Origin of the sequence: Pseudomonas sp. MM213 (genome assembly GCF_020423045.1) — a bacterium.
Classification (GTDB): Bacteria; Pseudomonadota; Gammaproteobacteria; order Pseudomonadales; family Pseudomonadaceae; genus Aquipseudomonas; species Aquipseudomonas migulae.
Genome location: NZ_CP081943.1, coordinates 5,653,047 through 5,677,776, shown reverse-complemented (window position 1 = coordinate 5,677,776; position 24,730 = coordinate 5,653,047). Strand labels below are relative to the sequence as shown.

Genomic DNA, 24,730 nt, shown 5'->3' with positions numbered 1-24,730 from the left:
GGTTATCTCCGGGTCGGGTCGAAAGTAGCGGGCAGCGTGGCCCAGCAGGCGTCGTAATGGGGTTGCAGCTGTGGGCAGTCGAGGGCGAAGCGGCTCGGGCGCAGCACCTGGCTGGTCTCGAACATGAAGGCCATGGTGTTGTCGATTTTCGCGGGTGCGAGCTGCGCGTTGATTGCCTTGGTGCAGGTTTCGCCGTCGGGGCCGTGGGCACTCATGCAGCTGTGCAGCGACGCACCGCCGGGCACGAAGCCTTCGGCCTTGGCGTCGTACTCGCCCTTGATCAGGCCCATGAATTCGTTCATCAGGTTGCGGTGGAACCACGGTGGACGGAAGGTTTTTTCGGCGACCATCCAGCGTGGCGGGAAGATCACGAAGTCGAGATTGGCCAGGCCATGGACGCTGGTCGGCGAAGTCAGGACGGTGAAAATCGAAGGATCCGGATGATCGAAGCTGACCGTGCCAATGGTGTTGAAACGGCGCAGGTCATATTTGTACGGCACGTTATTACCGTGCCAGGCGACCACGTTCAGCGGCGAATGATCGAGCTCGCAACCCCACAACTGGCCGAGGAATTTCTGCACCAGGGTGGTCGGCTGCTTGAGGTTTTCGTAATGGGCGACTGGGGTCAGGAAGTCCCGTGGATTGGCCAGACCGTTGCTGCCAATCGGTCCGAGGTCCGGCAGGCGCAATGGCGCGCCGTGGTTTTCCGCAATGTAGCCGCGCGCCTGCGGGTCGAGCAGTTCGACGCGAAATTTCAGACCGCGCGGCAGCACGGCAATTTCCAGCGGTTCGAGTTCCAGCACACCCAGTTCGGTGGCAATGCGCAGGCGGCCCAGCTCCGGCACCAGCAGCAGTTCGCCATCCGCGTTGAAGAACACGCGCTCCATGGAGCGGTTGGCACGGTAATGGTAAATGCTGATTCCGGCCGGTTTTTCCGCCGCCGAATTGGCAACCATGCTCACCAGCCCGTCAATGAAATCGGTGGGCTCGGTCGGGATGTCCAACGGGTTCCAGCGCAAGCGATTGGGGGTCACTTCACCCAACGGTCCGCCGGCCAGTTGCCGATCCAGTTTGACGAACGCCGGGTGATTGGCCGACGGCTGAATGCGGTACATCCAGGTCCGCCGCGCTTCGGCGCGAACCATGGTGAACGCGGTGCCGGAGAACAGTTCGGTGTAGAGGCCGTATGGGGCTTTTTGCGGGGAGTTCTGGCCGACGGGCAGTGCGCCGGGCAACGCTTCACTGCTGAACTCATTGCCGAAACCGGACTGATAAGCCAGCGCGGGCGCCGTTGAATCGAGGTTCATGGAGCCTCCTGAACAGGGAGTAGGCAATGGCCTGTCACTCTGTTGCAGAGGTCTCGGCACGCCTGGGTTATTTTTATCGTAATTCAATTACGCATAACGTAATTTGATTGGTATTGACCGTCAAGCTATAAAGACGCCCATTCGTCCCGGGATCAGACTGCCTCCATGGAAACGCCGCGCAACAACGACAAACAGAAAGTCCGCTCGGCCGAGGTCGGCACCGACATCCTCAAGGCACTGGCCGAGTTGTCGCCATCGACTTCACTGTCGCGCCTGGCCGAGCATGTGCAGATGCCGGCAAGCAAGGTTCACCGCTATCTACAGGCGTTGATCGCCAGCGGTTTTGCCGAACAGAACACCGCCACCAACCATTACGGTCTGGGTCGCGAAGCGCTGCGCGTGGGGTTGGCCGCACTTAACAGTATGGACGTGCTGAAAGTCGCCGCCCTGCCCCTGGCCGAACTGCGCGATGAATTGAATGAAACGTGTTTTTTGGCGGTGTGGGGCAATCAGGGCGCAACCGTGGTGCATATCGAACCGGCGGTGCGCGCGGTGACCGTGGTGACGCAATTGGGCTCTGTGTTGCCGTTGCTCAGTTCATCCACGGGATTGGTGTTTGGCGCTTATCTGCCCAAGCGTGAAACGGTGGATTTGCGCGAGCAGGAAGTGCTGGCAAGCAATTCCCATACGTTGGCGGACGATCAGGCTTATGTGACCTTGTGTGAACAGATCCGCGAGCGCGGCCTGCACCATGTGCATGGTTTGTTGATGCCCGGCGTCGATGCGTTGTCGGCCCCGGTATTCAACGCGGTGGGAAATGTGGTGGCCGTCATGACCATCGTTGGCCCGGCGTCACTGTTTCACGCCGACGAAAACGGCCCGGCGGCGCAGCGATTGCTGGCGGCGACGCGGGCCGTGAGTTGGCGAATGGGCTATGAGCCATCCGCTTTCACTGGCTAACTAAGTTGTCAGCCTACTGCAGTGATTACTTGCTTCGGTAGGACTCGACCACAACCCGACCTGCATTATTAAGATCGATAATATCCAAACCGACAACTCGATCAGCTTTATCAAAAGTCCACCGTTCGGAAAAGATACCTGCGTAAACTTCATTGAAAGCCGGCAACTCATCCGCCTGCACTTTTTCCATGATAGCCCAGCTCAAACTCTCGGAGTAATCAACTACCTGTTTGCCCTCATCATTGACCACTACCGAATTCAGGTAGGTCTCATCGACATGAATAGAATACCCCATATGACCGAACACCTCAGCCAGTTTCTTACCTACTTCTTCCAGCAACTTATTACTCACAAATAGCATCCTTACTAATAATGGAAGTCGGCCAAAACACATTCAAAAAATATAAACACTGATTGACGGGCCGACGCCCACTTTATAAACAACTCAATTAACTTAGTACACCCCGCAACTTGTATGCAGACGTAAACATACCGAACACTTCAAATAACAATCCCCAGAACTTTGGCTTTGGCCACAGCCTGAGTCCTTCGCTCTACACCCAACTTCCCATTGATCCGCCGCGCATGGGTTTTAACGGTATGTAACGATATGAACAACTGATCAGCTATCTGTTGATTGGAGTTACCCAGGGCGACTAACTCAAGCACTTCTATTTCACGCTGACTCAAGCGGTTCTGGACCGAAGCCAACGGTTCAGCAGGGTTACCCGACTCGGTACGCCCGATCGCCTCCGGCAAGCGTGGTTGACGCAATTGCAGATCGCGCAGGGCCTGTTGAAGATTGCAGCGCTCGACCAGCGCCAAACCTTCCTGCATCGCCTCGCGAGCGGCAGGCGTGTCGCCCGTCAGCCAGGCCACTTCTGCCAGCGCCAGGTGCAATTGCGCTTGCAGCCCCGCCATTCCCCGTTGGCGCGCCCAGTGCAACTGAGCCTCGAGCTGCACCAGAGGGTTTGGCGCCTGCCCTCGATACACTTCGGTCAGCACCAGCAGGTATTCAAGGCCGGGAATCAGCTCCAGCGTCGCCGGTGGCGCCTGACGAGCATGGACGCCGTGATAGTGGCGCAGCACCCGGGTCAGGGCTTCATGGGCCAAATCCGGACGGCCCTGCTGTAGCCAGAAATGGCAGCTGTATTGCAGCAGAACACTGCGGTAGACCGTGTCTGGAATCCGCCGCTGTTGCATCAATCGTTCGGCGTCACGCAGCAGGACAAAAGCCTGGGCGTAGTCCTGGCGATTGGCGGCCAATTGCGCGAGGCCGAGGAAACCGTAAAGCACGCGTTTGTCCTGGCTGCGCAGGCAGATTTGCAAGCCGCTCTCGAAGTACGCGGCCGCCTGCGTCTCTCGTCCCTGACACAGGCTCAAGCGTCCGCGCTGCAAGGCAATCCGCCCCAGCAGCGGTTGGGCCAGCGGTTGCTGCTGAACGAGCAAGCCATGCATGTTGGCCAGCAGGGTTTCAGCCCGGCCGGACGCTCCACGCTGCTCGAGCAATTGCGCATGATCGAGTTCCAGCAGCCCCTCGAACACCAGCGAACCTTGCGCACGCGCCAGGCACAACGCCTCACGGTTGGTCGCCTGCGCCACGTCGAGCTCGCCCCTGAGCAAGGCTTGCTGGGTCAGCGCTGACAGGCACATCAGCCGAGCCGTCCAGAGCGAGGGGTCGAGTTCGTCGAGTGCCTCAAGCAAATGCGCGCGCGAAGGCTCCATGCGCCCCTGCAAATGCAACAGCCAACCCTGCATCGCCTGCCAACGCGCCATCAGCTGCCGTTGATGCAACGCCGACGGCTGAGGGGCGAAACGAGACAAATGCCCGATGCACTCACCCGCCTGCTCGAACCGCCCGGCAAACAGCAACGCCGCGGTGATCAACCCCACCAGTTGCGGCGAGCCAAGCATCAGCTCGTCGCCTTTGTGTTCATGCAGACGCAACAACAGCACCACGGTCTGCTCTTCGAACAGGTGCTCGAAACTGAAATGCTGCAACAGGCTGACCGCGACCTCGAACTCTTCGGCCAGCAAGGCTTGTTCAAACGCAGCTTTCCAGTCCAGTTCGGCGGCGAACCACTGACAAGCGCGGCGATGCCAGGAACGTCCCGCCGGCCATTGCTCTTCGCGCATCAATTGCGTGAGGGGGGTGAAAATCTGCAGCCAGTCGGTCGAGTCCTGCCAGGGCTCGATGAAGCAGCCCAACGCCTGCAACGTGCTCAGGCATTGGGCGCCCTCGCCTGCACCGAACAGGTGGTCGCACAACCGCGCATTAAATCGCTGCAAATGGGCCAGCACCCGCCAGGCTTCCGCCAGCTCCGGGGTCAGCATGCCGAACAATTCGTGTTCGAGGTAATCGTGCAGGGTGTCCGGCCGACCGTGCAGCGACTCGTTGCGCGACCAGTCGCATTTTTGCAGCAGCGCTATCCGCACCCCCGCGCACCAGCCACCGCTGAGTTCGATGATCCTGCTGGCACGTTTCGCTGCCTGCTCCGGCTCCAGATGATGCAGCAGTCGGGCAATTTCCGTTTGAGTGAAGGCCAGCGTGGCGCGCTCGCAGTCGTACAGCTCATCGGCGAGCAACAAGCGTGGCCAATTGCATTGCGGGCGGCGGCGACCACTGAGCCACCAGGTAATCATCGGGCTGCTGATGGCCAGCAACCGGTCGAGCAGCAGGTCCAGCTCCGGGTTGGGCGTGCGGCAATAGTCATCGAGGCACAGCCAGGTCGGCGTCTGCCATTGAGCCAGCGATGACAGCAATGCGGATTCGTCCGCCGCGGCCAATCCCAACGCGTGGGCCAGCCGCTGCCGAAAATCGGCAGCCTCCATCGGCGCCCCCGCCAACGGCAACCAACAGACCCGGCACTGCTCGGGCGCCTGCAACAGGCATTCGATCAGCAGCGCACTCTTGCCACTGCCCGCCGGCGCACAGAGCAATTTCACGCGTGCGGTCGAGGCCATCAACGGCTCGATCAGCCGCTCGCGAGACTGGTGATGGGACGACAAACGGGGCAGAAGTCCAGGACGGTCCAGACACGGGGTCATGGCGGTCATAGTGGTGCGCCTTTTTATAATTGTGGCGCCACCCTAGCCCTCTCTACACAGCTTGTTGAAGAAGTATTCAACACACTTATCGACACCTATAAAAAAGGTGACCGCAAAGTCACCTTTTTCTGTAGAGCCTGTAGGAATGATTACCTCACCCCTGTACTCCGCAGCGCTGCTGGCGTGTAGTCACCTGCTTTGGCATCGATGCCGAATTCGAAGCTGTGCTTCTCCTCGTTCTTCATCCCCAGTGCGATGTAGCGACCGGCGATCAAGTCGTACAGCGCTTCAACGGTGTAGGCCGGCACCTGGTGATCGTAGTAGAACTGGGCATGACCTTCGGCCACACGCCACAGCTGACCGCGACCGTCATAGTGATCGGCCAGTGCCACCTGCCAGCTGTCTTCGTCGATGTACATGTGACGCTTGGCGTACACGTGCCGTTCGTTGGGCTTGACCGTGGCGACCACCTCCCAGACCCGGTGCAGCTCGTAGCGTGTGAGGTCCTGATTGATATGCCCGGCCTTGATCACATCGGTGTACTTGAGGTTGGGCGAGTCGAGCTTGTAGCTGTTGTAAGGGATGTACATTTCCTTCTTGCCGATCAGCTTCCAGTCATAGCGATCCGGTGCGCCGGAAAACATGTCGAAGTTGTCGGTGGTGCGCAACCCGTCGGACGAGGTGCCGACGCCGTCATAGGCCACCTGCGGCGCACGCCGCACGCGACGCTGGCCGGCGTTGTAGATCCAGGCCTTGCGCGGTTCCTTGACCTGGTCGAGTGTCTCGTGAACCAGCAACACGTTGCCGGCCAACCGCGCTGGCGCCGTGACTTCCTGCTTGAAGTAGCTGAGCACGTTGTCGTCGCTGCCGGGTTTCAAGTCCCCCAGCAGCGAAGGCACGGCGACTTCATCCTTGAAGCGGATCACCGTGAAATCGCCATTGGACTGCGGCGTGGCCTGGGTGATGGTGCGACGCAAATTACCGCCGTGATAACGGGTAACGTGGTTCCAGATCACCTCAACGCCGTTCTTCGGAATCGGAAACGCGTAGTAGCGATTGCCGGTGAAATTGGCCAGGCCATTGCCGTCGTTGATCGGCGTTACATTCAGCGCGCTGCGCTTGGCCGACTCGTAGATGTCCGCTGGCAAGGCCACTGTACGGTGGGTCGGATAGACCGGGATCTTGTAGGTCTCCGGGTAGCGTTTGAACATCGCGATCTGGCCGTCGGAGAGCTTGTCCTTGTACTTGTCGACGGTTGCCGCCGTGATGGTAAACAGCGGTTTTTCATTGGCGAACGGGTCGGCAAGGAACCCTTTGCTGTCCACCGCGCCCGCGTTTTTCGGGATGCCGCCGGTCCAGGCCGGAATCGAGCCATCGGCATTACCCGCCTTCTCGGCGCCCAACGGCGTCAGGCTGGTACCGAGTTTGTTGGCTTCGTCCGGCGACACCGCAGCCATTACATCGACGGCCAACAGGCTCAGGGCCAGAACGCTGCATTGCAGAATCATTTTGCGCATTGAAATCATCCTTCTCAGCCAGATCAGAAGTTCACGCCAAAGCTCAGCGCCAGGAAGTCGCGATCTTCCAGGGTGTTGTAGTCACCGCCGAAGAAATCGGTGTAACTCAAGCTCGCGGTATAGGTGTTGCGATAGTCCGCATCGACGCCGACGCTGATGGCCTTGGCGCCTTCGTTGAACAGCCCGTTGGGGCCGTAACCGGCGACGTCATGGGACCACGACAGGTTGGGTTTGAAATTGATCCCGGCGATGACGTTGTTGTAATCAAGGATCGCGCGGGCGCGGTAGCCCCAGGATGTCGAGGTGACAAAACCGTCGGTATCACCGCGGAAACCGTACTGTCCGTAGACCGAGTCGCGGCCGTAACGCAGCTTGCTTTTGTCTTCCAGCCCGCCGACGTGAACAACGGCCGCCTCACCCACCAGGGTCAGACGGTCCGCACCTGCGACCTGATCGATGAAGTGCGTCAGGGTGCTCTGGATCTGCGTCACTTCCTTGCGGCGATAACCTTTGTTGTCCGCGCCTGGCCGGGTGGCGATTGGCGAAGCAGCGCCGCCGGCAATCGGGTTGAGCAAGGCCAGTGTCAGGTCGGTGCTGTTGACCTGCACCGGTGCGTTGGGGCGATAGCTGATCTCGCCGGTCCATGCGGTGCCGGTCGGTAAGGTGGTGGAGAAACTCGCGCCGTAGAGGCGGATGTCTTCCGGGTATTCGAGATAGTACTGACCGCGACCGAGCATCACGCTCTGGGCCAAGGCCGAACCAGAGCCGGGTGCGATGGCGTTGGCGGTACCGACGATGGCCGGAATGCGTGCCAGCGTCCCCGCCCCGGCAGTGGTGGTGCCGACATTCGGCGTGCGGCTGTGGTAGTTCATGAAGTACAGGCCGTACTCGGTGTCATCACCCAGCCAGCGCAACGCCGTGCCCCATTGCCCGGAGTCGCGGGCGTCGCGGTCGCCGCCACGGGGCACGATCACCCCTTCCTTGCCGACCTGGAAGCCTTGGCCAAAAGCGGCAGCGATCGGTTGCAACGGTGCAATCGCCGGGCTGGCGACCGTGTACCCCGTGTTGCAGCCGTCTGCCGCCACGTCCCCGCCGAAGAAGGTGCCGCAGTTGTCGAGAACGGTCTGGTCCCACTCCAGTTGATAGAAACCTTCCACCGTCAATCTGTCGGTCAGGCCCTGGGAGGCGAACAGCATGTTCACCGGAATCAGGCCTTCCTTGATTTCTGCGCCAGGACGGCGGAACGCTGAAACGTCGACCGGGTTGATGCTGTTGATCGAGTTGCCGATGAAGGTACTTTCGCCCCAACTGACCACCTGTTTACCCGCGCGCAGGGTGCCCGGCAGATCGGCGATGGAATAGTTGTGATAGACGAACGCATCGAGGATCTGCGCGCCGGCAGACTTGGAACCCTCCTTGCGATTGTGATCGCTGATCGGCTTGAATTCGCGGTCTTCGTCCTTCAGTTCGAAGTCGTACCAATACTTGCCACGGACGAACATGCCGGTGTCGCCGTACTTCAGTTCGAGGTCGTGAATACCCTTGAAGATCTTGGAGTAGGTTTCGCCCTTCTTGAAGTTCAGACGCCCGTCGTCACCGGTCGACGCCTGGCCGGTCCCGCCGTTGACGATGCCCACCAGCGATTTATCGGCATCGCGCATGCCCCAACTCGCGCCGACGGACAGCGAGGAGTCGAATGTCCCCTCGATTTCGCCAATGTTGAATGAAACGGCCTGCGCCTGGGCACAGCAACCCAAGGCAACCGCAGCGGCCAGCGCCTGCGGCGTGAAGATGGCGCGCATTGTTGTTTTTGTCATGCGTCTTCCCCGGTGAGTGACAGAAGGCCACACCCTACTGCCGCAGGTCGGGAGCGATAAGCGCACCAAGGAGGTATTCGTTGTGTCGCTCTAAAGGATGAATGGCCTTGCGGCGCGGGGAGTTGCGCGAGGTATGGATGAAGTGGATGGAGGTTCATCAGCCGGATGCATGAGCGCGAGACTGTTGCCCAGGCTGCAATACTGCATGTCTGGAATCGCTATTTTTCCTTTGGACTCAAGCGCTTATTCTTGTCGGGCTTTCACGGCAAACAGCCTGACAGCACACAGCGATGGCGTGTGATCAGTCCGCGCCATTGGCGACAGATTTCAGATGTGTCGAAGGTTTCGACTCATCGCCCCGTGTTCACTGACGTTGATTTGTAGCTCCTTGATCCAACGTCTCACTTTGGCCGCTGCGTTTGCAGCGGCCTTTTTTATGGGCGATGGTTTTGCGCGGAGGCAGAACTCAGGCGAGCCCTGCGCGAGGCGAAGGAATCAGAGGGAATACTTCTGCAAATTGCCCATCATTTCCTTCAGTGCCTCGATGTTGTCCTTTGGATGCGCTGCGCCTTCGAAGTCGCAGATCTGCTGCCAGTGCGCCGCCACATCTTCCGGTGAAAACCCGACCCGTGGATCGAACCCGGCGCCGAGGCTGCGCTCCCAACGCACCTTGCCCATCCAGCCGCCACCGACCTCAAACAGCCCCGAGGTTTCCTGGCAGTTTTCGCTGGCGAGGTACACCACCAGCGGGCTGACCAGTTCCGGCTTGAGTTGTTCGAACACTTGCGGCGGGATCAGGCCTTCGGTCATGCGGGTGCCGCCGGTAGGCGCGATGGCGTTGACCAGGATGTTGTTTTTGCGGCCTTCGATGGCCAGGGTGCGGGTCAGGCCGTAGAGGCCGAGCTTGGCCATGCCGTAGTTGGACTGGCCGAAGTTGCCGTAAATCCCCGAGGTCGATGCCGTGAAGATCACGCGACCGTAATTTTGCTCGCGCATGTGCGGCCAGGCGGCGCGGGTAACTTTGTAGGCGCCTTCGACGTGGACGCGATAGACCAGGTCCCAATCGGCATCGTCCATTTTGTGGAAAGTCTTGTCCCGCAGGATCCCGGCGTTGTTAACCACTACGTCGACCCGACCGAAAACGTCGAGGGCGTTCTGGACGATTTTGTCGCCGTCGGTGACGGAGTCATGGTTCGCTTCGGCAGTGCCGCCAGCCTCACGAATTTCCGCGACTACGCGGTCTGCTGCCGAAGCGTTTGCACCTTCACCTTGCGCCGAGCCACCGAGATCGTTGACCAGCACCCTGGCGCCCTGTTTCGCGAACAACAGCGCATGAGCGCGGCCCAGGCCACCACCGGCTCCGGTGATGATCACGACTTTATCTTCGAAGCGCACAGGCTCATTCATTAGGGGGGACTCCAGCAGGCCGAGGGACAATAAGTCCGAGTCTCAGGCAAGGCGCCGCGGGTCACAATGAACACGGGGTAGGCTGAATGGTGCTCGATAAGGCGGGGGGATGATGAGCGCGTGGACCGAGTCACGGCCCATCGCCAGCAAGCCGGCTCCTACAGGACCGGGGTGCCCCAAACTCATCAAACACCACAAAAACACTGTAGGAGCTGGCTTGCCAGCGATGGCAATCCGACAGACACCACAACCCTCAAGAACGCATTCGCCGGCAAGAATTGGGATGAACACCACCTCACCAAACACACAAAACCTGTAGGAGCCGGCTTGCTGGCGATGGCAATCCAACAGGCACCACAACCCTCAAGGACGCCATCGCCGGCAAGGTTGCGGTGATGTCTACGAACAGGCCACTTTCAGCGGCGTTGAAATCAGCCGGTCGCGAAACGCCAGATAATGCTTGAGCACCTGAGCCGGTGCTTCGGTTTGCGGGTAATGACCGATGCCGGGCAGCAGGACCGTGTCCGGGTTCGGGATCAGCTCCCGATAGCGTTCGACCATATGCCCGCCGGAGATCGGATCGACCTCGCCATCGATCACCCGCAACGGCACTTCGCCGCGCTGCATGGCACTCACCCAACGCTCGCGCTGAACCCTGCGCTCGGGGATGTAGGCAATCAGCTTGTGCATGATCCGTGGCCCGTGATTGCTGTCGATCAGGCTCCAGAAATCATCCATCTCACTCTCGGTCGGACGGCTCTGCGGTCCGAAAATCTGGCGGAAACTCTTCACCAGCGCATCACGGGAAAACGCGCGGCCGATCATCCAGCCCACCGGGCTGAGCAACAGTTTTTGCATCAGTACCGGGCGATGGGTTTCAGGAAACAGCCCCCCATTGAGGAACACGCAACTGGCGAGATGAATGCGCGCCTCGTAATGCCGGGCCAACAGTTCCTGAGCCACGCTGTCACCATAATCGTGGGCGAGCACGTGCACCGGTTGCTCGACGTTCAAATGCTCCAGCAATGCCTGTTGCAGATCGGCCTGCTCCAGCAGGCTGTATTCATGATCCACCGGTTTGGCTGAATCGCCGAAACCGAGCATGTCGCAGGCAATCACCCGATAACGCTGGGCCAGCGGCTGCCACAGGTAGTGCCAGTCCCAACTGGCGGTCGGGAAGCCGTGAATGAGCAACAGCGGCTCACCCTGCCCTGCCGTCCAGTAACGCACCGTCTGATCACGAAAGTCGAACGTCTGGCTGCGCTTGCGCCAGACACACAGGGGGATCTCGGCGAGAGGCATCAGAGTTTATATCCCGCGTCTTGTTTATCGAGTTTGCGCAGCAGCGCCGGCCAGGCCAGTGCGCCGCCCATCCCTTGTGCACTTTTGGTGACGCCGGCGATCATCGCCTTGGCGCCCGCCAGAATCTGCGGTTCGATGGCGATGAGTTCCGCGCCACCGTTCTGTGCCAGCACCTGGATATCGCAGGCGCGCTGGAAGGTGAACATCATCAGGAACGTGTCGGCGATGGTGCCGCCGCAGGTCAGCAACCCATGGTTGTGCAGCATCAGGAAATTGTTTTCACCGAGGTCGGCCTGCAGCCGCGCCTTCTCTTCGTGGTTCAGCGCAACGCCTTCATAGGCGTGATACGCCAGACTCGACAGAACAAACAGCGACTGTTGGCTGATCGGCAAAACGCCTTGCTTCTGCGCCGACACCGCAACGCCGGCCGCCGTGTGCGTGTGCAATACACAGACGACATCGTGCCGCACTTCGTGCACGGCGCTGTGGATGGTGTAGCCCGCCGGGTTGATCTCGTAAGGGCTGTCCATCAGCTTGTTGCCGGCCTGATCGACCTTGACCAGGCTCGACGCGGTAATCTCGTGGAACATCAACCCAAACGGGTTGATCAGGAAATCTTCAGTGCCTGGCACCTTGGCGGAAATGTGCGTGAAGATCAGATCATCCCAGCCATGCAGGGCGACCAGACGATAACAGGCGGCCAGATCGACGCGGGTCTGCCACTCGGCGGCACTGACCTGGTCTTTGACACTGTGGGGCGATTGGACGGGGGCTACGCTCACGACAAGGAACTCCTGTTCTTATTGTTTTGCTCACGTTTAGCAGTCTAGTCAGCCCCCGGGGTTCATGTAGTTGCATTGGCAGCCAGCTTGATGACCTAGCGAGTCACTGCGCCAGACAGCTTGGATCCATGTCAAAGTACCGCCGCCAACAAGGGGGCATCGAACCGGTTCCGCAGCCCCGAATCGGCACAATCCTGGCTTGCCTTGCTTCGCGAATGGCCAGTCAGCCGCGCAGAGCGGTGACGAGTTCCGCCAGCCAGGGTTCGGCATCGGTTTCCGGGGTGACGCTTTCGCTGGCATCCAGGCGCAGCATCGGCAGCACTTCGCGGATGCCCAGTTCGCCGAACAGCTCGCGCATCAGCTCACCGCCGCCGCAGAACGTATCGCCGTAGCTCGCATCGCCCAGGCCGATCACCGCGCCCGGCAAACCACGCCAGGCGGCCGGCAATTGATCGCGAATGGCGAAATACAACGGTTGCAGGTTGTCCGGCAGTTCGCCCATGCCCGTGGTCGAAGTCACTGCCAGGAAGGCTTGCGGGCCAAACGCCTGTACATCGGCAAGGCTGGCGCGCGGGTTGTGAAAGGTTTCGAAGCCCGCGGTTTTCAAAATATTCGCAGCGTGGCGAGCGACTTCTTCAGCCGTGCCGTACACCGAGCCCGAAAAAATGGCGACTTTCATCAATCTGATCCTGAAGCTGAGTAAAAAGATGAGGGATATTAACAGCCACAGCAAAAAAGCTGCGATTAGCTCTCATTAAGCATTGAAGGCCGCTAGAGTTCTTTTAGAATGCTGCGCTCAATCAATCTGGAAAGGATTCTCCGATGATCAACGCACAACTGCTGCAAATGGTGATTGACGCGTCCAACGACGGCATCGTGATTGCCGAAAAAGAAGGTGAACACGACAACATCCTGATTTACGTCAACCCGGCGTTCGAACGGTTGACCGGTTACACCAGCGAAGAAATCCTCTACCAGGATTGCCGCTTTCTGCAATCAGGTGACCGCGACCAGGAAGCGCTGCCCTTGATTCGCAATGCGTTGAGCAGTGGCGGCTCCTGCCGGGAAATCCTGCGCAACTACCGCAAGGACGGCACGCCCTTCTGGAATGAGCTGTCGCTTTCTACGGTGAAAAACCCGAGTGACGGTCAGACGTATTTTGTCGGCGTGCAAAAGGACGTCACCGTGCAGGTCAAGGCGCAGCAGCGGGTAGCGCAGCTTGAAGCGCAAGTGGCAGAGCTTCAGGCCGAGCTCGCCGCGCTCAAACCGACGAACGGCGCAAACAAAACCGAGAATTGATTGTCATTAACTACAATCACCGATGACTTTGTTACTTTTCCTTTCGAGCCCATCATGCAGCGCGACGCACTCCTGACCCAGGATGAGCTGGATTTTATCCAGACCATGCAACACAACCCGCAACTCAATGTGCGGGATGCGACGTCGAGTCTGCTTGTAAATGGTGGTTCGCAAATCCGTGACCTGCTCACGCGCCTTGCTGCTCATGAGCAAGTCACGATCCAGGCCAACTTCGAAAATCAGCAAATGACCTTCCCGCTGCATCTGGTGGAAGACGAATTTCACGCGCTGCATTTACGCCTCGGCGTCCCCAGCATTTATGAAGACGGACCGTTGGTCCGGCCATGGCGCCTGCTCCTCGAAGAACCGGTCGCCCTGGAAAATGCCGCCGGCCATCCCGGCACGATGTGGGTGCATGAAGTGTCGTTCAAAGGGGTTTTGCTGGAAGTTCGCAACAAGACCAAACCGCCCAAGCATTTCGCGTTGTGGTTCAGCCCGTCAGGCTACGAACGTATCGCGTTGCGCGGCACCTTCGAGAGAGAAACCGAGAACGGCTTCTTTGCCTATCAGTTGAGTCAGAGCGACAAGGATGAAACCGAGCGCCTTCGCCAGTACATCCTTCAGCAGCATCGACTGACCCACCCGACCCTGCATCTGTGATTCAGGTATCCAGGTTGCCTGCCAGGAACTGTTTCAGGCGCTGACGCATCACCACTCCTTCGTTACCCAGGCAGCCGATGGACGATCCGTCCAGGCTCTCCTGCGACAGTTCCGACGCGTCACCGGCCAGCATCAACTGGCAATCCAGGCTCATCGCCAGACGATTCAAACGTCGCGGCAAATCGCTAGTGGGCGCGTGATTGGAAAACAGCACCAACGCCTGGGGCTTGACCCTTTCGCAGACCAGCGCCAGTTCATCAAAGGGCTGACCAACCGCCAGCAATTGAATGGCCGAATCGACACTGCTCAAAAACAACGCCGTGACCAACAGTTCGAGTTCACGACATTGATCGTTCAGGGGACAGACAATCACGCGCCGTGGCTGCATGACGCGCACCAGCAGCAGCCGCTGTAATACCCGTGAACGCAAAAAACCGTCCAGGAATAGCCACTCGCTGGCCTGGCCGAACACTTCCTGACGTTGCAGAAATTGCTTCCAGAGTGGCATCAGAATGTCCTGAAACGCCACGGTCAGGGGGTAACTGGAAAAGATCTGCCCATAGACCTGCTCCAGTTGCACCTCATCGAACACGCTCACCGCCGCTTTGACTTGTTCCTGCCACTGCGCGTAGTCAGCCTGCACCAGTTCGTTGGGGATGATGTGCGACAACGCTTGAAGCGGGGCAGTCTTGGCCAGTATCTTGCCGACCTTGCTGACGGCGACGCCACGTTCGATCCAGCCCAGGATGCTGCGGACCCGCTCGATATCGGTCATTGCGTACAAGCGATGCCCGCTTTCGGTGCGCATTGGCTGAATCAGACCATAACGTCGCTCCCACGCCCGCAAGGTGACCGGATTGACGCCCGTCAGCCGTGACACTTCACGGATCGGAAACAGTTCTTCCTTTTCTATGGAAAGAGCACGCGGCAAACCAGCGACATCTTCAGTCAAGACAGGCATAGGGCAGTCAACGTCCGCGTATAAATTGGATCCCATTCTACCTCTCTTGCCCCATCACCATTCAATACATTGATGAACGACGATTGTCGCTGCCATAACCTGTAGAATCCGGACCAATCCTTGCTTGTTCCGAGACGCAGCCCACCACCCCGGCGCTGCGCCTGGCGAAACTCCTATCCGGAGTAACGCGATTGTCATACGGAGATACATAATGTCTACCTCCCCCGTCACGCTGATGGTTGCGCGCCGCGTCACCGATGGGCGTTATCAGGACCTGATGACCTGGTTGCGCGAAGGCGAACAACTGGCCACCGACTTCCAGGGTTATCTCGGCTCAGGCGTGCTCGCCCCGCCGCCCGACGATGACGAATTCCAGATCATTTTCCGCTTCGCCAACGCGCAGACCATGCACGCCTGGGAGCATTCGGCCTCGCGTACCGCCTGGCTCGCGCGCGGCAGCGACTTGTTTGCGCATAAGACGGAACATCGCGTGAGCGGCATCGAAGGCTGGTTCGGTGCTGTCGGCCAACGTCCACCGCGCTGGAAACAGGCCGTGGCAATCTGGTTGGCGTTCTTCCCGGTGTCGTTGTTGTTCAACTTCGTACTGGGGCCGTTGCTCGGCGAAATGAGCCTGCTGCCTCGGGAATTCATCAGCACGCTGTGTCTGACGCCGTTGATGGTCTACTTCTTTATTCCGCTGTCGACCCGTTTGTTGGCGGGTTGGCTGCAAAGTACACCGCAACGACGGTTGCCCGCCGAGCCGTCCTCCCAAAATCACTGAGCCCTTGTAGGAGCGAGGCTTGCCCGCGAAAGCGATGTACCGTTCAACATATTTTGTCGACTGTTACACCGCTTTCGCGAGCAAGTCGGATCGCCGCGCCGCACGCTCCTACAAAAGCCACCTCACGGCTCGTCGCTGGTATAGTTTTGCTCTTACCGCGACGCGAGCCGTTCATGACCTCTTCATCCGCCCCGATCCTCATCACCGGTGCCGGCCAGCGTGTCGGCCTGCACTGTGCGCAGCGATTGCTCGAAGACGGCCATGCGCTGATCTTCAGCTATCGCACTGAACGCCCCGGCATACAGGCATTGCGTGATCTGGGGGCGACGGCAATCCTCGCCGACTTTTCCAGCGAGGGCGGGATTCTCGCCTTCATCAGCGAACTGAAAACCCACACCGACTGCCTGCGGGCGATCATTCACAACGCATCCGAATGGCTGGCCGAAACGCCGGACACCGACGCTGCAGCGTTTACCCGCATGTTCAGCGTGCACATGCTGGCGCCCTACCTGATCAACCTGCACTGTGCCGACTTGTTGCAACGCTCGACCCCGGCGGACATCGTGCACATCAGCGATGACGTCACGCGCAAGGGCAGCAGCAAGCACATCGGCTACTGCGCCAGTAAAGCCGGGCTCGACAGCCTGACCCTGTCCTTCGCGGCGAAGTACGCGCCTGACATCAAGGTCAACGGCATCGCCCCTGCCCTGCTACTGTTCAACCCTGACGACGACGCGGCGTACCGCGCCAAGGCTCTGGCCAAATCCGCATTGGGTATCGAACCCGGTAGCGACGTGATCTACCAAAGCCTGCGTTATTTGCTCGACAACCCTTATGTCACCGGCACGACCCTGACCGTCAACGGCGGGCGGCACCTCAAGTAAGGTGCCCCGCGAGGATATTTCATGACGTTATCCCGGCCCCAGAACGCCCTGTCCCAGAACTACCGCGAGATCCTCATCGGCCTCGGTGAAAATCCCGACCGCGAAGGCCTGCTCGATACGCCGGCGCGCGCAGCCAAAGCCATGCAGTACCTGTGTCATGGTTACGAGCAATGTGTCGAAGAAATCGTCAACGGCGCGTTGTTCGCTTCCGACAACGATGAAATGATCATTGTCGACAACATCGAGCTGTACTCACTCTGTGAACATCACCTGCTGCCCTTCATCGGCAAGGCGCATGTGGCTTATATTCCCACGGGTAAAGTGCTGGGCCTGTCGAAGATTGCGCGGTTGGTGGACATGTTTGCCCGTCGCCTGCAGATCCAGGAAAACCTCACCCGGCAAATCGCCGACGCGGTGCAACAAGTGACCGGTGCCGCCGGTGTCGCGGTGGTCATCGAGGCACAGCACATGTGCATGATGATGCGCGGCGTCGAGAAACAGAATTCGACCATGAACACCTCGGTGATGCTCGGCGCCTTCCGCGAGTCGAGCAACACCCGTCAGGAGTTCCTGCAATTGATTGGACGGAGCAAGTAGCAATGCCACAACTTCAACCAGGAATGGCACGCATCCGGGTCAAGGACCTGTGCCTGCGGACGTTCATCGGGATCAACGAGGATGAAATCCTCAACAAGCAGGACGTGCTGATCAACCTGACGATCCTGTATGCAGCCCAGGAAGCGGTGCGTGACAACGACATCGATCACGCGCTGAATTACCGGACCATCACCAAAGCGATCATCGCTCACGTGGAAGGCAATCGCTTTGCCCTGCTCGAACGCCTGACCCAGGAAATTCTCGATCTGGTCATGGCCAATGAGTCGGTGCTGTACGCCGAGGTCGAAGTCGACAAGCCCCACGCCCTGCGTTTCGCCGAGTCAGTGTCGATCACCCTGGCCGCGAGCCGCTGACCGCGTCTGGCGCATTGCTCGCCAGACTTTTATTATCTCGCGCACGACTGAACAGCACAGAGCCCATCATGACTGACCAACAACGCCTCGAACTTGAAGCCGCCGCCTTCCGCCGACTGGTCGCGCACCTGGACAGCCGCAAGGATGTGCAGAACATCGACCTGATGAACCTCTCGGGTTTCTGCCGCAACTGCCTGTCCAAATGGTACAAGGCCGCGGCTGACGAACGTCAGATCGAGGTCAGCCTCGACGACGCCCGTGAAGTCGTCTACGGCATGCCGTACGCCGAGTGGAAAGCCCAATATCAGCAAGAAGCCAGCGCCGAGCAACAAGCAGCGTTCGCCAAAGGAAAACCCAATGAGTGATTTGAACACCCTGCGCGCCAGCCTCAAGAGCGGCGAACACGTTTTTGCCGACACCCTGGCCTTCATCGCCGCCGGTTATGACTACCAGCCACAGGCGTTCAACAACGGTGGCGTGGAAAACGCCGCCGGGCAAAACGAAGGTTCGTGCAAGACCCTGGGCCTGGCGCTGCTGGAAGGGTTGAGCGATGAAGAAGCACTGTTGGCATTCGGCGAGCATTACCGCTCCGTCGTAGCCACCCCAGAAGGCAGCGATCACGGCAACATCCGCGCGTTGATTGCCCATGGATTGGCCGGTGTGAAGTTCACCCAGCAACCCCTGACCCGCCGCTGATTTCTGAGCAACACCTCCCACTGTAGGAGCCGGCTTGCTGGCGATGGCGTCCTCAATGTCGATGCAAGACTTAAGGGCCCCATCGCCAGCAAGCCGGCTCCTACAATGGTTTTGCGTTGTTTCGAAAAAATTTGCACAACGCTCAAACCACATCCCGACTTTTAAGATTGATCCGGCAACTTTATTTCGTTTGCCGGGCACCACTGCTCACGGCTTAGATAAAAAGAAGCATCCCTTCTTCAGAGTCGGTCATCCATGAGCAGCGAAACCATCAGCCGGTCGATCAACATCGTGCACCCTGTCACGCTCAGCCACGGCAAAAATGCCGAGGTCTGGGACACCGAGGGCAAACGCTACATCGACTTTGTCGGCGGCATCGGCGTGTTGAACCTCGGCCATTGCCACCCGCGCATCGTCGAGGCCATTCGCGAACAAGCCACCCGGTTGACGCATTACGCGTTCAACGCCGCCCCGCACGTGCCTTACCTCGAACTCATGGAGCGTCTGGCCGCGTTCATCCCGGTGGATTACCCGGTCAGCGGCATGCTCACCAACAGCGGCGCGGAAGCAGCGGAAAACGCCTTGAAGATCGTCCGGGGCGCGACCGGTCGCACGGCCGTCATCGCTTTCGACGGCGCCTTCCACGGGCGCACCCTCGCCACTCTCAACCTCAATGGCAAAGTCGCCCCCTACAAACAGAAGGTCGGCGTGTTGCCCGGTCCGGTGTTCCACTTGCCCTACCCGAGCAAGGACAACGACGTGACCTGCGCCGAAGCGTTGAAGGCGATGGATCGGCTGTTCAGCGTCGAGATCGATGTCGACGACGTGGCGTGTTTTATCGTCGAGCCTGTGCAGGGTGAGGCCGGTTTCCTGGCGATGGATGTCGAGTTCGCTCAGGCCTTGCGCAAGTTCTGTGATGAAAAGAACATCCTGCTGATCGCCGATGAAATTCAGTCCGGCTTCGGCCGCACAGGCCAGCGGTTTGCGTTCTCGCGACTGGGCATCGAGCCGGACCTGATCCTGCTGGCCAAAAGCATTGCCGGCGGCGTGCCGCTGGGGGCGGTGGTCGGGCGCAAGTCGCTGCTCGACACTTTGCCCAAGGGCGGACTGGGCGGCACTTACTCGGGCAATCCGATCGCCTGCGCCGCTGCGTTGGCGACGCTGGATGAAATGACCGATGCCAACCTGCACGCCTGGGGTTCGCAGCAGGAAGAAGCGATCGTCAGCCGCTACGAAGCCTGGCGAGCCAACGAGGTTTCCCCTTATCTCGGACGCCTGACCGGTGTCGGCGCCATGCGCGGCATCGAACTGGCCAACGCCGACGGCACACCCGCCCCGGCGCAGCTGACACAACTGCTGGCCCTGGCCCGTGAAGCGGGGTTGCTGCTGATGCCTAGCGGCAAGTCGCGGCACATCATCCGGCTGCTGGCGCCGTTGACCACGGAGGCGGCAGTGCTGGAAGAAGGCCTCGACATCCTGGAAGCGTGCCTGAAAAAGCTGACCTGATCCTTGTAGGAGCCGGCTTGCTGGCGATCCAGTCGACTCGGTATGACAGGAGCACCGCGCCGCCTGCATCGCCAGCAAGCCGGCTCCTACAGGACAAGCAAAATGAGCGGCACAAAAAAACCGGCCGAAGCCGGTTTTTTCAGTTCAACGGAATCAGAACGAAGCGTTCTGCAGACCGTCGAGGTAACGCTCGGTGTCCAGTGCCGCCATGCAACCAGCACCGGCCGAGGTGATCGCTTGACGGTAAACGTGGTCAGCCACGTCACCGGCAGCAAAGATGCCTTCAACGTTGGTCGCGGTCGCATTGCCTTCACGGCCGCCGTGCACCACCAGGTAGCCGTCTTTCAACGTCAGCTGGCCTTCGAACAGCGAGGTGTTCGGGGTGTGGCCGATGGCGATGAACACGCCGTCGACTTTCAGCTCGTCGAAGCTGCCGTCGTTGTTCTTCAGGCGAGCACCGGTCACGCCCATGTTGTCGCCCAGGACTTCGTCCAGGTTCGAGTTCAACTTCAGGATGATCTTGCCTTCGGCAACACGAGCATTGAGCTTGTCGATCAGGATCTTCTCGGCGCGGAAGGTTTCGCGACGGTGGATCAGGGTCACGGTGCTGGCGATGTTGGCCAGGTACAGGGCTTCTTCGACAGCGGTGTTACCGCCACCGACCACGGCCACTGGCTTGTTGCGGTAGAAGAAACCGTCGCAGGTCGCGCAGGCCGAAACGCCTTTGCCCATGAACGCTTCTTCCGATGGCAGGCCCAGGTAACGAGCGCTGGCGCCGGTGGCGATGATCAGGGCGTCGCAGGTGTAAGTCGCGCTGTCGCCGGTCAGGGTGTAAGGCTTGGCGGCGAAGTCCACGGCATTGATGTGATCGAAAACGATCTCGGTTTCAAAGCGCTCGGCGTGCTCACGCATCCGCTCCATCAACGCCGGGCCGGTCAGGCCGTGGACATCGCCCGGCCAGTTGTCGACTTCGGTGGTGGTGGTCAGTTGACCGCCGGCTTGCATGCCGGTGATCAGCAGTGGCTTGAGGTTGGCACGGGCGGCATACACCGCGGCGCTGTAACCGGCAGGGCCGGAACCGAGAATAATCACTCGCGAATGACGGACTTCAGACATGACCTGCTCCTGTTGACCGGCCCGGAATACCTGGCGCGGAACGCCGGATTGCCGGCGGGAATAAAAAAGGACCGTTGAAAGCACTTGGGGAAGGCTTGAACTCGACAGTCCTGTAAAAAGATTGGGTGCAGCGTATCGAGGGGGCGAAGATTAAGGAAATACGGTTTAACAATCCAGCTCATAGGCGGTCTCTATCCCGTCACGGCCAATATATAGACGCCTTTGTTACTGTTGATGTCGATGCTGCGACCGCGCTTTCGCCCGTAAGGCAAAGCCGGTAAGGTCGGCGCGTTTCCCTTCTGCTCGGAGCTCGATATGCCCGCCCCTGTTCTGTCCGGCCCGCAATACCTGCGCGAAGGCCTCAAGCTGGTCCTCAGCCCCAGCCTGCGTTTATTCGTGTTGCTGCCGCTGGCAATCAATCTGGTGCTGTTCGTCGGATTGATCTATCTGGCCGGCCATCAATTCAGTCTGTGGGTCGATACGCTGATGCCGTCCCTGCCCGACTGGCTGAGTTTTCTCAGCTACATCCTCTGGCCGATTTTCGTGGTGCTGGTGGTGTTGATGGTGTTCTTCACCTTCACCATGCTCGCCAACGTCATCGCTGCGCCGTTCAACGGTTTTCTCGCGGAGAAAGTCGAAGTGGTGGTGCGCGGCACCGACGACTTCCCGGCTTTCAGCTGGGGTGAACTGATCGCCATGATCCCGCGCACGCTCTCCCGGGAGATGCGCAAACTCGGCTACTTCCTGCCGCGGGCGATCGGGCTTTTCATCCTCTCGTTCATCCCGGTGGTGAACATCATCGCCGCACCGCTGTGGCTACTGTTCGGCGTATGGATGATGGCGATCCAGTACATCGACTACCCGGCGGACAACCACAAGTTGGGCTGGAACGAGATGCTCGCGTGGTTGCGTGAGAAGCGCTGGCAGAGCATGAGTTTCGGCGGGAGTGTTTACCTGGTGCTGCTGATTCCGGTGGTCAATATTCTGATGATGCCGGCGGCAGTAGCCGGGGCGACATTGTTCTGGGTGCGAGAGCGCGGTGCGGAGAATCTGGTGACGCAACGCTAAGCCGGTCACAAATCCATCATCAAAACGCCACAACGACGACATGGCCTCAGCCGACACTGAGGTCATGACGACAGCTCTGCATATCACCCTGATCACCGAAACCTTCCCTCCCGAAATCAACGGCGTGGCCAATACCCTTGGCCGCTTGTGCGACGGTTTGCGCGCGCGCGGGCATCAGGTGGAACTGGTGCGGCCACGCCAGGGTTGCGATCAGCAGCTGGGCAGCGACGATGAATTACTGCTGTGCCGGGGCTGGCCGCTGCCGGGGTATCCGGGCTTGCAATGGGGTCAGTCGTCGATGCACAAGCTGCTACGACGCTGGAAGCGCCAGCGCCCGGACGTGCTGTACATCGCCACGGAAGGACCGCTGGGCCTGTCCGCGTTGCGTGCAGCACGGCGCTTGGGGATTTCGGTGGTCAGCGGTTTTCACACCAACTTCCAGCAGTACTCCAATCAGTACGGGCTCGGATTGCTCACGCGCCTGCTGACCCACTACCTGCGCTGGTTTCACAATCGCTCGACCCTGACGCTGGTGCCGAGTGTCAGCCAGCGACTGGAGTTGGAGCGCCGGCATTTCGAGCGGCTGGCATTGCTGTCCCGTGGGGTCGACAGTCAGTTGTTCCACCCGACCAAACGGCTGCAATCGTTGCGTGAGCAATGGGGCCTTGGCGAGAAGGACATCGCAGTCATCCACGTAGGACGCCTGGCACCGGAGAAGAACCTTGGTTTGCTCAAGCGCTGTTTCGACACGCTGAAAGCGACTTATCCACAGCGAATCCTAAAGCTGATCATCGTCGGTGACGGTCCGCAACGAGTGGCTCTGGAACAGGAACTGCCCGAAGCGATTTTCTGTGGCACTCAGCGCGGCGAGACCCTGGCCAGCCACTATGCGTCAGGGGATGTGTTTTTGTTTCCGAGCATGACCGAAACCTTCGGCAATGTGGTGCTTGAGGCACTCGCGTCAGGGTTGGGCGTGGTGGCCTACGATCAGGCTGCGGCGGCGCAGCATATTCGCCATGGCTACAACGGCGTGCTGGCGATGCCGGGGGATGAGGAAGCGTTCAGCGATGCCGCGGTGTGGCTGCTGGAGAAGCGCGAAACCTTGCGATGCGTAAGGCTCAATGCGCGCCAGCATGCGAGTCGGCAGGGTTGGGCAGCGATTATCGAGCAGTTCGAGGGGCAGTTGCGGGGGGCTTGTTCGCAGGAACAGGTTTTGCCTGATGTGGCTTTGTTACCTTAAAAGCTTCGCGGGCAAGTCGGGTCGCCGCACCGCTCGCTCCTACAGGGACTTGCGTTCCGGCACATACCCTGTAGGAGCGAGCGGTGCGGCGACCCGACTTGCCCGCGAAGAGGCCTTTCCAGTCGCCGCTTAAACCAGCGTCATCAACGCCTCACGGCTGAACGGCAGGATGTCTCCCTCACGACCGTCACGCACTTTCTGCGCCCAGTCCGGGTCCACCAGCAGCGCACGCCCCACTGCCACCAGATCGAACTCGTCGTTGTTCAAACGCTCCAGCAGTTTTTCCAGACTGGCCGGCTGCGCGATCTTGTCGGTGTTGACCATGAATTGCAGGAACTCGCCATCCAGGCCGACGCTGCCCACGGTGATGGTCGGCTTGCCGGTCAGTTTGCGCGTCCAGCCTGCCAGGTTCAGCTCGGAACCGTCGAACTCCGGCTCCCAGAAACGGCGCGTCGAGCAGTGGAAAATGTCCACGCCAGCGTCGGACAACGGCTTGAGGAACTCGCCCAGCGCTTCCGGTGTTTGCACCAGACGCGCGGTGTAATCCTGCTGCTTCCACTGAGAGAAACGGAAGATGATCGGGAAGCCTTCACCGACTGCCGCACGCACCGCCTGAATCAGTTCGATGGCGAAACGCGAACGGTTCGCCAGGTCGCCACCGTATTCATCGGTGCGCTGATTGGTGCCTTCCCAGAAGAACTGGTCCACCAGGTAGCCATGGGCGCCGTGGATTTCCACGCCGTCCATGCCGATGCTTTGCGCGTCTTTGGCAGCTTGAGCGAACGCGGCGATCACGTCCTGGATATCCTGTTTAGTCATGCCGTGAACCACGACCTGACCATCCTTCAGTTTTTCCGACGGACCGTAACCCGGCACGCTGGCGTCAGGCTCGGTGCCGATGCGACGCACGCTGCCGACATGCCAAAGCTGCGGAACGATCTTGCCGCCTTCGGCATGCACCGCATCGACGACTTTCTTCCAGCCGGCCAGCGCGGCTTCGCCGTAGAAATGCGGCACGTTCGGGTAGCCGTTGGAGGCTTTGTGGCCGACGGTGGTGCCTTCGGTGATGATCAAGCCCACGCCTGCAGCGGCGCGACGACGGTAGTACTCGATCACTTTGGAATTGGGTACGCCACCCGGCGAAAACGAGCGGGTCATCGGCGCCATGACGACACGGGTCGGCAGTTCGAGGGTGCCGAGGTGGAACGGTTTGAACAGGGCTTTGACAGGCATGGGACGCTCCACGGAGAATGACTTTATGACGAGGATAATATGGAGTTGGGAACGCCTTGAATAGCACTATTGATTTTGGTGATTAAGGAGTAAAAGGTGGAAAGCATCGTAGGAGCGAGCGGGCGGCGCTCCGACTTGCCCGCGAAGGCGGTCGGTCAGTCGACATCATTACTGA

The 24,730-nt window shown here is 59.7% G+C and carries 24 protein-coding genes; 12 read left to right on the top strand and 12 right to left on the bottom strand.

The window, feature by feature from the left end:
- Nucleotides 1-2: 2 nt before the first annotated feature.
- Nucleotides 3-1,307 (bottom strand): homogentisate 1,2-dioxygenase, encoded by a 1,305-nt coding sequence (gene hmgA / locus K5R88_RS25755; RefSeq protein ID WP_223415055.1) that lies wholly within the window; start codon nt 1,305-1,307, stop codon nt 3-5.
- A gap of 165 nt (nt 1,308-1,472) precedes the next feature.
- Here hmgA and K5R88_RS25750 point away from each other — a divergent pair, with 165 nt between their 5' ends.
- Entirely contained in the window at nt 1,473-2,267 is a 795-nt protein-coding gene (locus K5R88_RS25750; protein ID WP_008026998.1) for an IclR family transcriptional regulator, read from the top strand.
- 25 nt (nt 2,268-2,292) lie between these two features.
- On the opposite strand, the gene K5R88_RS25745 is transcribed toward K5R88_RS25750, so the two are convergent.
- The 8 genes from K5R88_RS25745 to K5R88_RS25710 form a co-directional block, all read right to left on the bottom strand.
- Nucleotides 2,293-2,628 carry a hypothetical protein gene (locus K5R88_RS25745; RefSeq protein WP_226298607.1) on the bottom strand — a complete coding sequence of 112 codons (336 nt, stop codon included), beginning with the start codon at nt 2,626-2,628 and terminating at the stop codon, nt 2,293-2,295.
- A 140-nt stretch (nt 2,629-2,768) separates the two neighbouring features.
- Nucleotides 2,769-5,324, bottom strand: a complete 2,556-nt coding sequence (locus K5R88_RS25740; RefSeq protein ID WP_226298606.1) for a LuxR C-terminal-related transcriptional regulator — start codon at nt 5,322-5,324, stop codon at nt 2,769-2,771.
- Between the two features lie 140 nt (nt 5,325-5,464).
- Nucleotides 5,465-6,832, bottom strand: coding sequence for a DUF1329 domain-containing protein (locus K5R88_RS25735; RefSeq protein ID WP_223450720.1), 1,368 nt, complete (start codon nt 6,830-6,832; stop codon nt 5,465-5,467).
- Between the two features lie 23 nt (nt 6,833-6,855).
- A complete protein-coding gene (locus K5R88_RS25730; protein WP_226298605.1) occupies nt 6,856-8,649 on the bottom strand; it encodes a DUF1302 domain-containing protein in 1,794 nt (597 codons plus the stop codon).
- 495 nt (nt 8,650-9,144) lie between these two features.
- Nucleotides 9,145-10,056, bottom strand: coding sequence for an SDR family oxidoreductase (locus K5R88_RS25725; RefSeq protein ID WP_008026988.1), 912 nt, complete (start codon nt 10,054-10,056; stop codon nt 9,145-9,147).
- 399 nt (nt 10,057-10,455) lie between these two features.
- Entirely contained in the window at nt 10,456-11,358 is a 903-nt protein-coding gene (locus K5R88_RS25720) for an alpha/beta fold hydrolase (protein WP_008037329.1), read from the bottom strand.
- Nucleotides 11,358-12,140, bottom strand: a complete 783-nt coding sequence (locus K5R88_RS25715) for a class II aldolase/adducin family protein (RefSeq protein ID WP_207285263.1) — start codon at nt 12,138-12,140, stop codon at nt 11,358-11,360. The genes K5R88_RS25720 and K5R88_RS25715 overlap by 1 nt, the downstream gene beginning before the upstream one ends.
- Before the next feature lie 223 nt (nt 12,141-12,363).
- A complete protein-coding gene (locus K5R88_RS25710) occupies nt 12,364-12,819 on the bottom strand; it encodes a flavodoxin (protein WP_008026983.1) in 456 nt (151 codons plus the stop codon).
- A gap of 143 nt (nt 12,820-12,962) precedes the next feature.
- Between K5R88_RS25710 and K5R88_RS25705 the strand changes: the two genes are divergently transcribed.
- The gene (locus K5R88_RS25705) at nt 12,963-13,439 is read left to right on the top strand and encodes a PAS domain-containing protein (protein ID WP_008037334.1); all 477 of its coding nucleotides are present in this window, start codon (nt 12,963-12,965) and stop codon (nt 13,437-13,439) included.
- Between the two features lie 54 nt (nt 13,440-13,493).
- Nucleotides 13,494-14,099 carry a hypothetical protein gene (locus K5R88_RS25700; RefSeq protein WP_192227748.1) on the top strand — a complete coding sequence of 202 codons (606 nt, stop codon included), beginning with the start codon at nt 13,494-13,496 and terminating at the stop codon, nt 14,097-14,099.
- 1 nt (nt 14,100) lies between these two features.
- On the opposite strand, the gene K5R88_RS25695 is transcribed toward K5R88_RS25700, so the two are convergent.
- Entirely contained in the window at nt 14,101-15,096 is a 996-nt protein-coding gene (locus K5R88_RS25695; protein ID WP_207285264.1) for a MerR family transcriptional regulator, read from the bottom strand.
- 175 nt (nt 15,097-15,271) lie between these two features.
- Here K5R88_RS25695 and K5R88_RS25690 point away from each other — a divergent pair, with 175 nt between their 5' ends.
- The 7 genes from K5R88_RS25690 (at nt 15,272) to K5R88_RS25660 (ending at nt 19,898) form a co-directional block, all read left to right on the top strand.
- Nucleotides 15,272-15,841, top strand: a complete 570-nt coding sequence (locus K5R88_RS25690; protein WP_226298604.1) for an antibiotic biosynthesis monooxygenase — start codon at nt 15,272-15,274, stop codon at nt 15,839-15,841.
- A 173-nt stretch (nt 15,842-16,014) separates the two neighbouring features.
- Nucleotides 16,015-16,725, top strand: a complete 711-nt coding sequence (folM, locus tag K5R88_RS25685; RefSeq protein WP_226298603.1) for a dihydromonapterin reductase — start codon at nt 16,015-16,017, stop codon at nt 16,723-16,725.
- Nucleotides 16,726-16,746: 21 nt separating this feature from the next.
- Nucleotides 16,747-17,322: a GTP cyclohydrolase I FolE gene (folE, locus tag K5R88_RS25680; protein ID WP_008026971.1), complete on the top strand. Its 576-nt coding sequence runs from the start codon at nt 16,747-16,749 to the stop codon at nt 17,320-17,322.
- 2 nt (nt 17,323-17,324) lie between these two features.
- Nucleotides 17,325-17,696, top strand: coding sequence for a dihydroneopterin triphosphate 2'-epimerase (gene folX, locus K5R88_RS25675; RefSeq protein ID WP_008026970.1), 372 nt, complete (start codon nt 17,325-17,327; stop codon nt 17,694-17,696).
- Nucleotides 17,697-17,764: 68 nt separating this feature from the next.
- Nucleotides 17,765-18,061, top strand: coding sequence for a DUF1244 domain-containing protein (locus K5R88_RS25670; RefSeq protein ID WP_008026968.1), 297 nt, complete (start codon nt 17,765-17,767; stop codon nt 18,059-18,061).
- Complete coding sequence (locus tag K5R88_RS25665) at nt 18,054-18,392, top strand: HopJ type III effector protein (RefSeq protein WP_008037347.1); 339 nt, start codon at nt 18,054-18,056, stop codon at nt 18,390-18,392. Before K5R88_RS25670 ends, K5R88_RS25665 begins: the two co-directional genes overlap by 8 nt.
- 255 nt (nt 18,393-18,647) lie before the next feature.
- Nucleotides 18,648-19,898 carry a 2-aminoadipate transaminase gene (locus tag K5R88_RS25660; protein ID WP_226298602.1) on the top strand — a complete coding sequence of 417 codons (1,251 nt, stop codon included), beginning with the start codon at nt 18,648-18,650 and terminating at the stop codon, nt 19,896-19,898.
- A gap of 153 nt (nt 19,899-20,051) precedes the next feature.
- Here the strand turns inward: K5R88_RS25660 and trxB are convergent, their stop codons facing one another.
- On the bottom strand, nt 20,052-21,014 hold the full coding sequence (gene trxB / locus K5R88_RS25655; protein WP_008026963.1) for a thioredoxin-disulfide reductase: 963 nt from the start codon (nt 21,012-21,014) through the stop codon (nt 20,052-20,054).
- A gap of 315 nt (nt 21,015-21,329) precedes the next feature.
- On the opposite strand from trxB, the gene cysZ reads away from it, so the two are divergent.
- Both cysZ and K5R88_RS25645 read left to right on the top strand, forming a co-directional pair.
- Nucleotides 21,330-22,082, top strand: coding sequence for a sulfate transporter CysZ (gene cysZ / locus K5R88_RS25650; protein ID WP_226298601.1), 753 nt, complete (start codon nt 21,330-21,332; stop codon nt 22,080-22,082).
- A gap of 40 nt (nt 22,083-22,122) precedes the next feature.
- Nucleotides 22,123-23,322 carry a glycosyltransferase family 4 protein gene (locus K5R88_RS25645; protein WP_223450708.1) on the top strand — a complete coding sequence of 400 codons (1,200 nt, stop codon included), beginning with the start codon at nt 22,123-22,125 and terminating at the stop codon, nt 23,320-23,322.
- Nucleotides 23,323-23,451: 129 nt separating this feature from the next.
- Here the strand turns inward: K5R88_RS25645 and K5R88_RS25640 are convergent, their stop codons facing one another.
- Complete coding sequence (locus K5R88_RS25640) at nt 23,452-24,555, bottom strand: NADH:flavin oxidoreductase (RefSeq protein ID WP_207285270.1); 1,104 nt, start codon at nt 24,553-24,555, stop codon at nt 23,452-23,454.
- Nucleotides 24,556-24,730 lie beyond the last annotated feature (175 nt).

Coding starts and splice junctions, on each gene's coding strand:
- K5R88_RS25735 (WP_223450720.1), bottom strand. CDS start 6,832: ATGCGCAAAATGATTCTGCAATGCAGCGTTCTGGCCCTGAGCCTGTTG.
- K5R88_RS25705 (WP_008037334.1), top strand. CDS start 12,963: ATGATCAACGCACAACTGCTGCAAATGGTGATTGACGCGTCCAACGAC.
- K5R88_RS25740 (WP_226298606.1), bottom strand. CDS start 5,324: ATGACCGCCATGACCCCGTGTCTGGACCGTCCTGGACTTCTGCCCCGT.
- K5R88_RS25690 (WP_226298604.1), top strand. CDS start 15,272: ATGTCTACCTCCCCCGTCACGCTGATGGTTGCGCGCCGCGTCACCGAT.
- folX (WP_008026970.1), top strand. CDS start 17,325: ATGCCACAACTTCAACCAGGAATGGCACGCATCCGGGTCAAGGACCTG.
- K5R88_RS25665 (WP_008037347.1), top strand. CDS start 18,054: ATGAGTGATTTGAACACCCTGCGCGCCAGCCTCAAGAGCGGCGAACAC.
- K5R88_RS25745 (WP_226298607.1), bottom strand. CDS start 2,628: ATGCTATTTGTGAGTAATAAGTTGCTGGAAGAAGTAGGTAAGAAACTG.
- K5R88_RS25725 (WP_008026988.1), bottom strand. CDS start 10,056: ATGAATGAGCCTGTGCGCTTCGAAGATAAAGTCGTGATCATCACCGGA.
- K5R88_RS25710 (WP_008026983.1), bottom strand. CDS start 12,819: ATGAAAGTCGCCATTTTTTCGGGCTCGGTGTACGGCACGGCTGAAGAA.
- K5R88_RS25750 (WP_008026998.1), top strand. CDS start 1,473: ATGGAAACGCCGCGCAACAACGACAAACAGAAAGTCCGCTCGGCCGAG.
- folE (WP_008026971.1), top strand. CDS start 16,747: ATGACGTTATCCCGGCCCCAGAACGCCCTGTCCCAGAACTACCGCGAG.
- K5R88_RS25645 (WP_223450708.1), top strand. CDS start 22,123: ATGGCCTCAGCCGACACTGAGGTCATGACGACAGCTCTGCATATCACC.
- K5R88_RS25640 (WP_207285270.1), bottom strand. CDS start 24,555: ATGCCTGTCAAAGCCCTGTTCAAACCGTTCCACCTCGGCACCCTCGAA.
- trxB (WP_008026963.1), bottom strand. CDS start 21,014: ATGTCTGAAGTCCGTCATTCGCGAGTGATTATTCTCGGTTCCGGCCCT.
- cysZ (WP_226298601.1), top strand. CDS start 21,330: ATGCCCGCCCCTGTTCTGTCCGGCCCGCAATACCTGCGCGAAGGCCTC.
- K5R88_RS25720 (WP_008037329.1), bottom strand. CDS start 11,358: ATGCCTCTCGCCGAGATCCCCCTGTGTGTCTGGCGCAAGCGCAGCCAG.
- K5R88_RS25660 (WP_226298602.1), top strand. CDS start 18,648: ATGAGCAGCGAAACCATCAGCCGGTCGATCAACATCGTGCACCCTGTC.
- K5R88_RS25670 (WP_008026968.1), top strand. CDS start 17,765: ATGACTGACCAACAACGCCTCGAACTTGAAGCCGCCGCCTTCCGCCGA.
- folM (WP_226298603.1), top strand. CDS start 16,015: ATGACCTCTTCATCCGCCCCGATCCTCATCACCGGTGCCGGCCAGCGT.
- K5R88_RS25730 (WP_226298605.1), bottom strand. CDS start 8,649: ATGACAAAAACAACAATGCGCGCCATCTTCACGCCGCAGGCGCTGGCC.
- K5R88_RS25700 (WP_192227748.1), top strand. CDS start 13,494: ATGCAGCGCGACGCACTCCTGACCCAGGATGAGCTGGATTTTATCCAG.
- hmgA (WP_223415055.1), bottom strand. CDS start 1,307: ATGAACCTCGATTCAACGGCGCCCGCGCTGGCTTATCAGTCCGGTTTC.
- K5R88_RS25695 (WP_207285264.1), bottom strand. CDS start 15,096: ATGGGATCCAATTTATACGCGGACGTTGACTGCCCTATGCCTGTCTTG.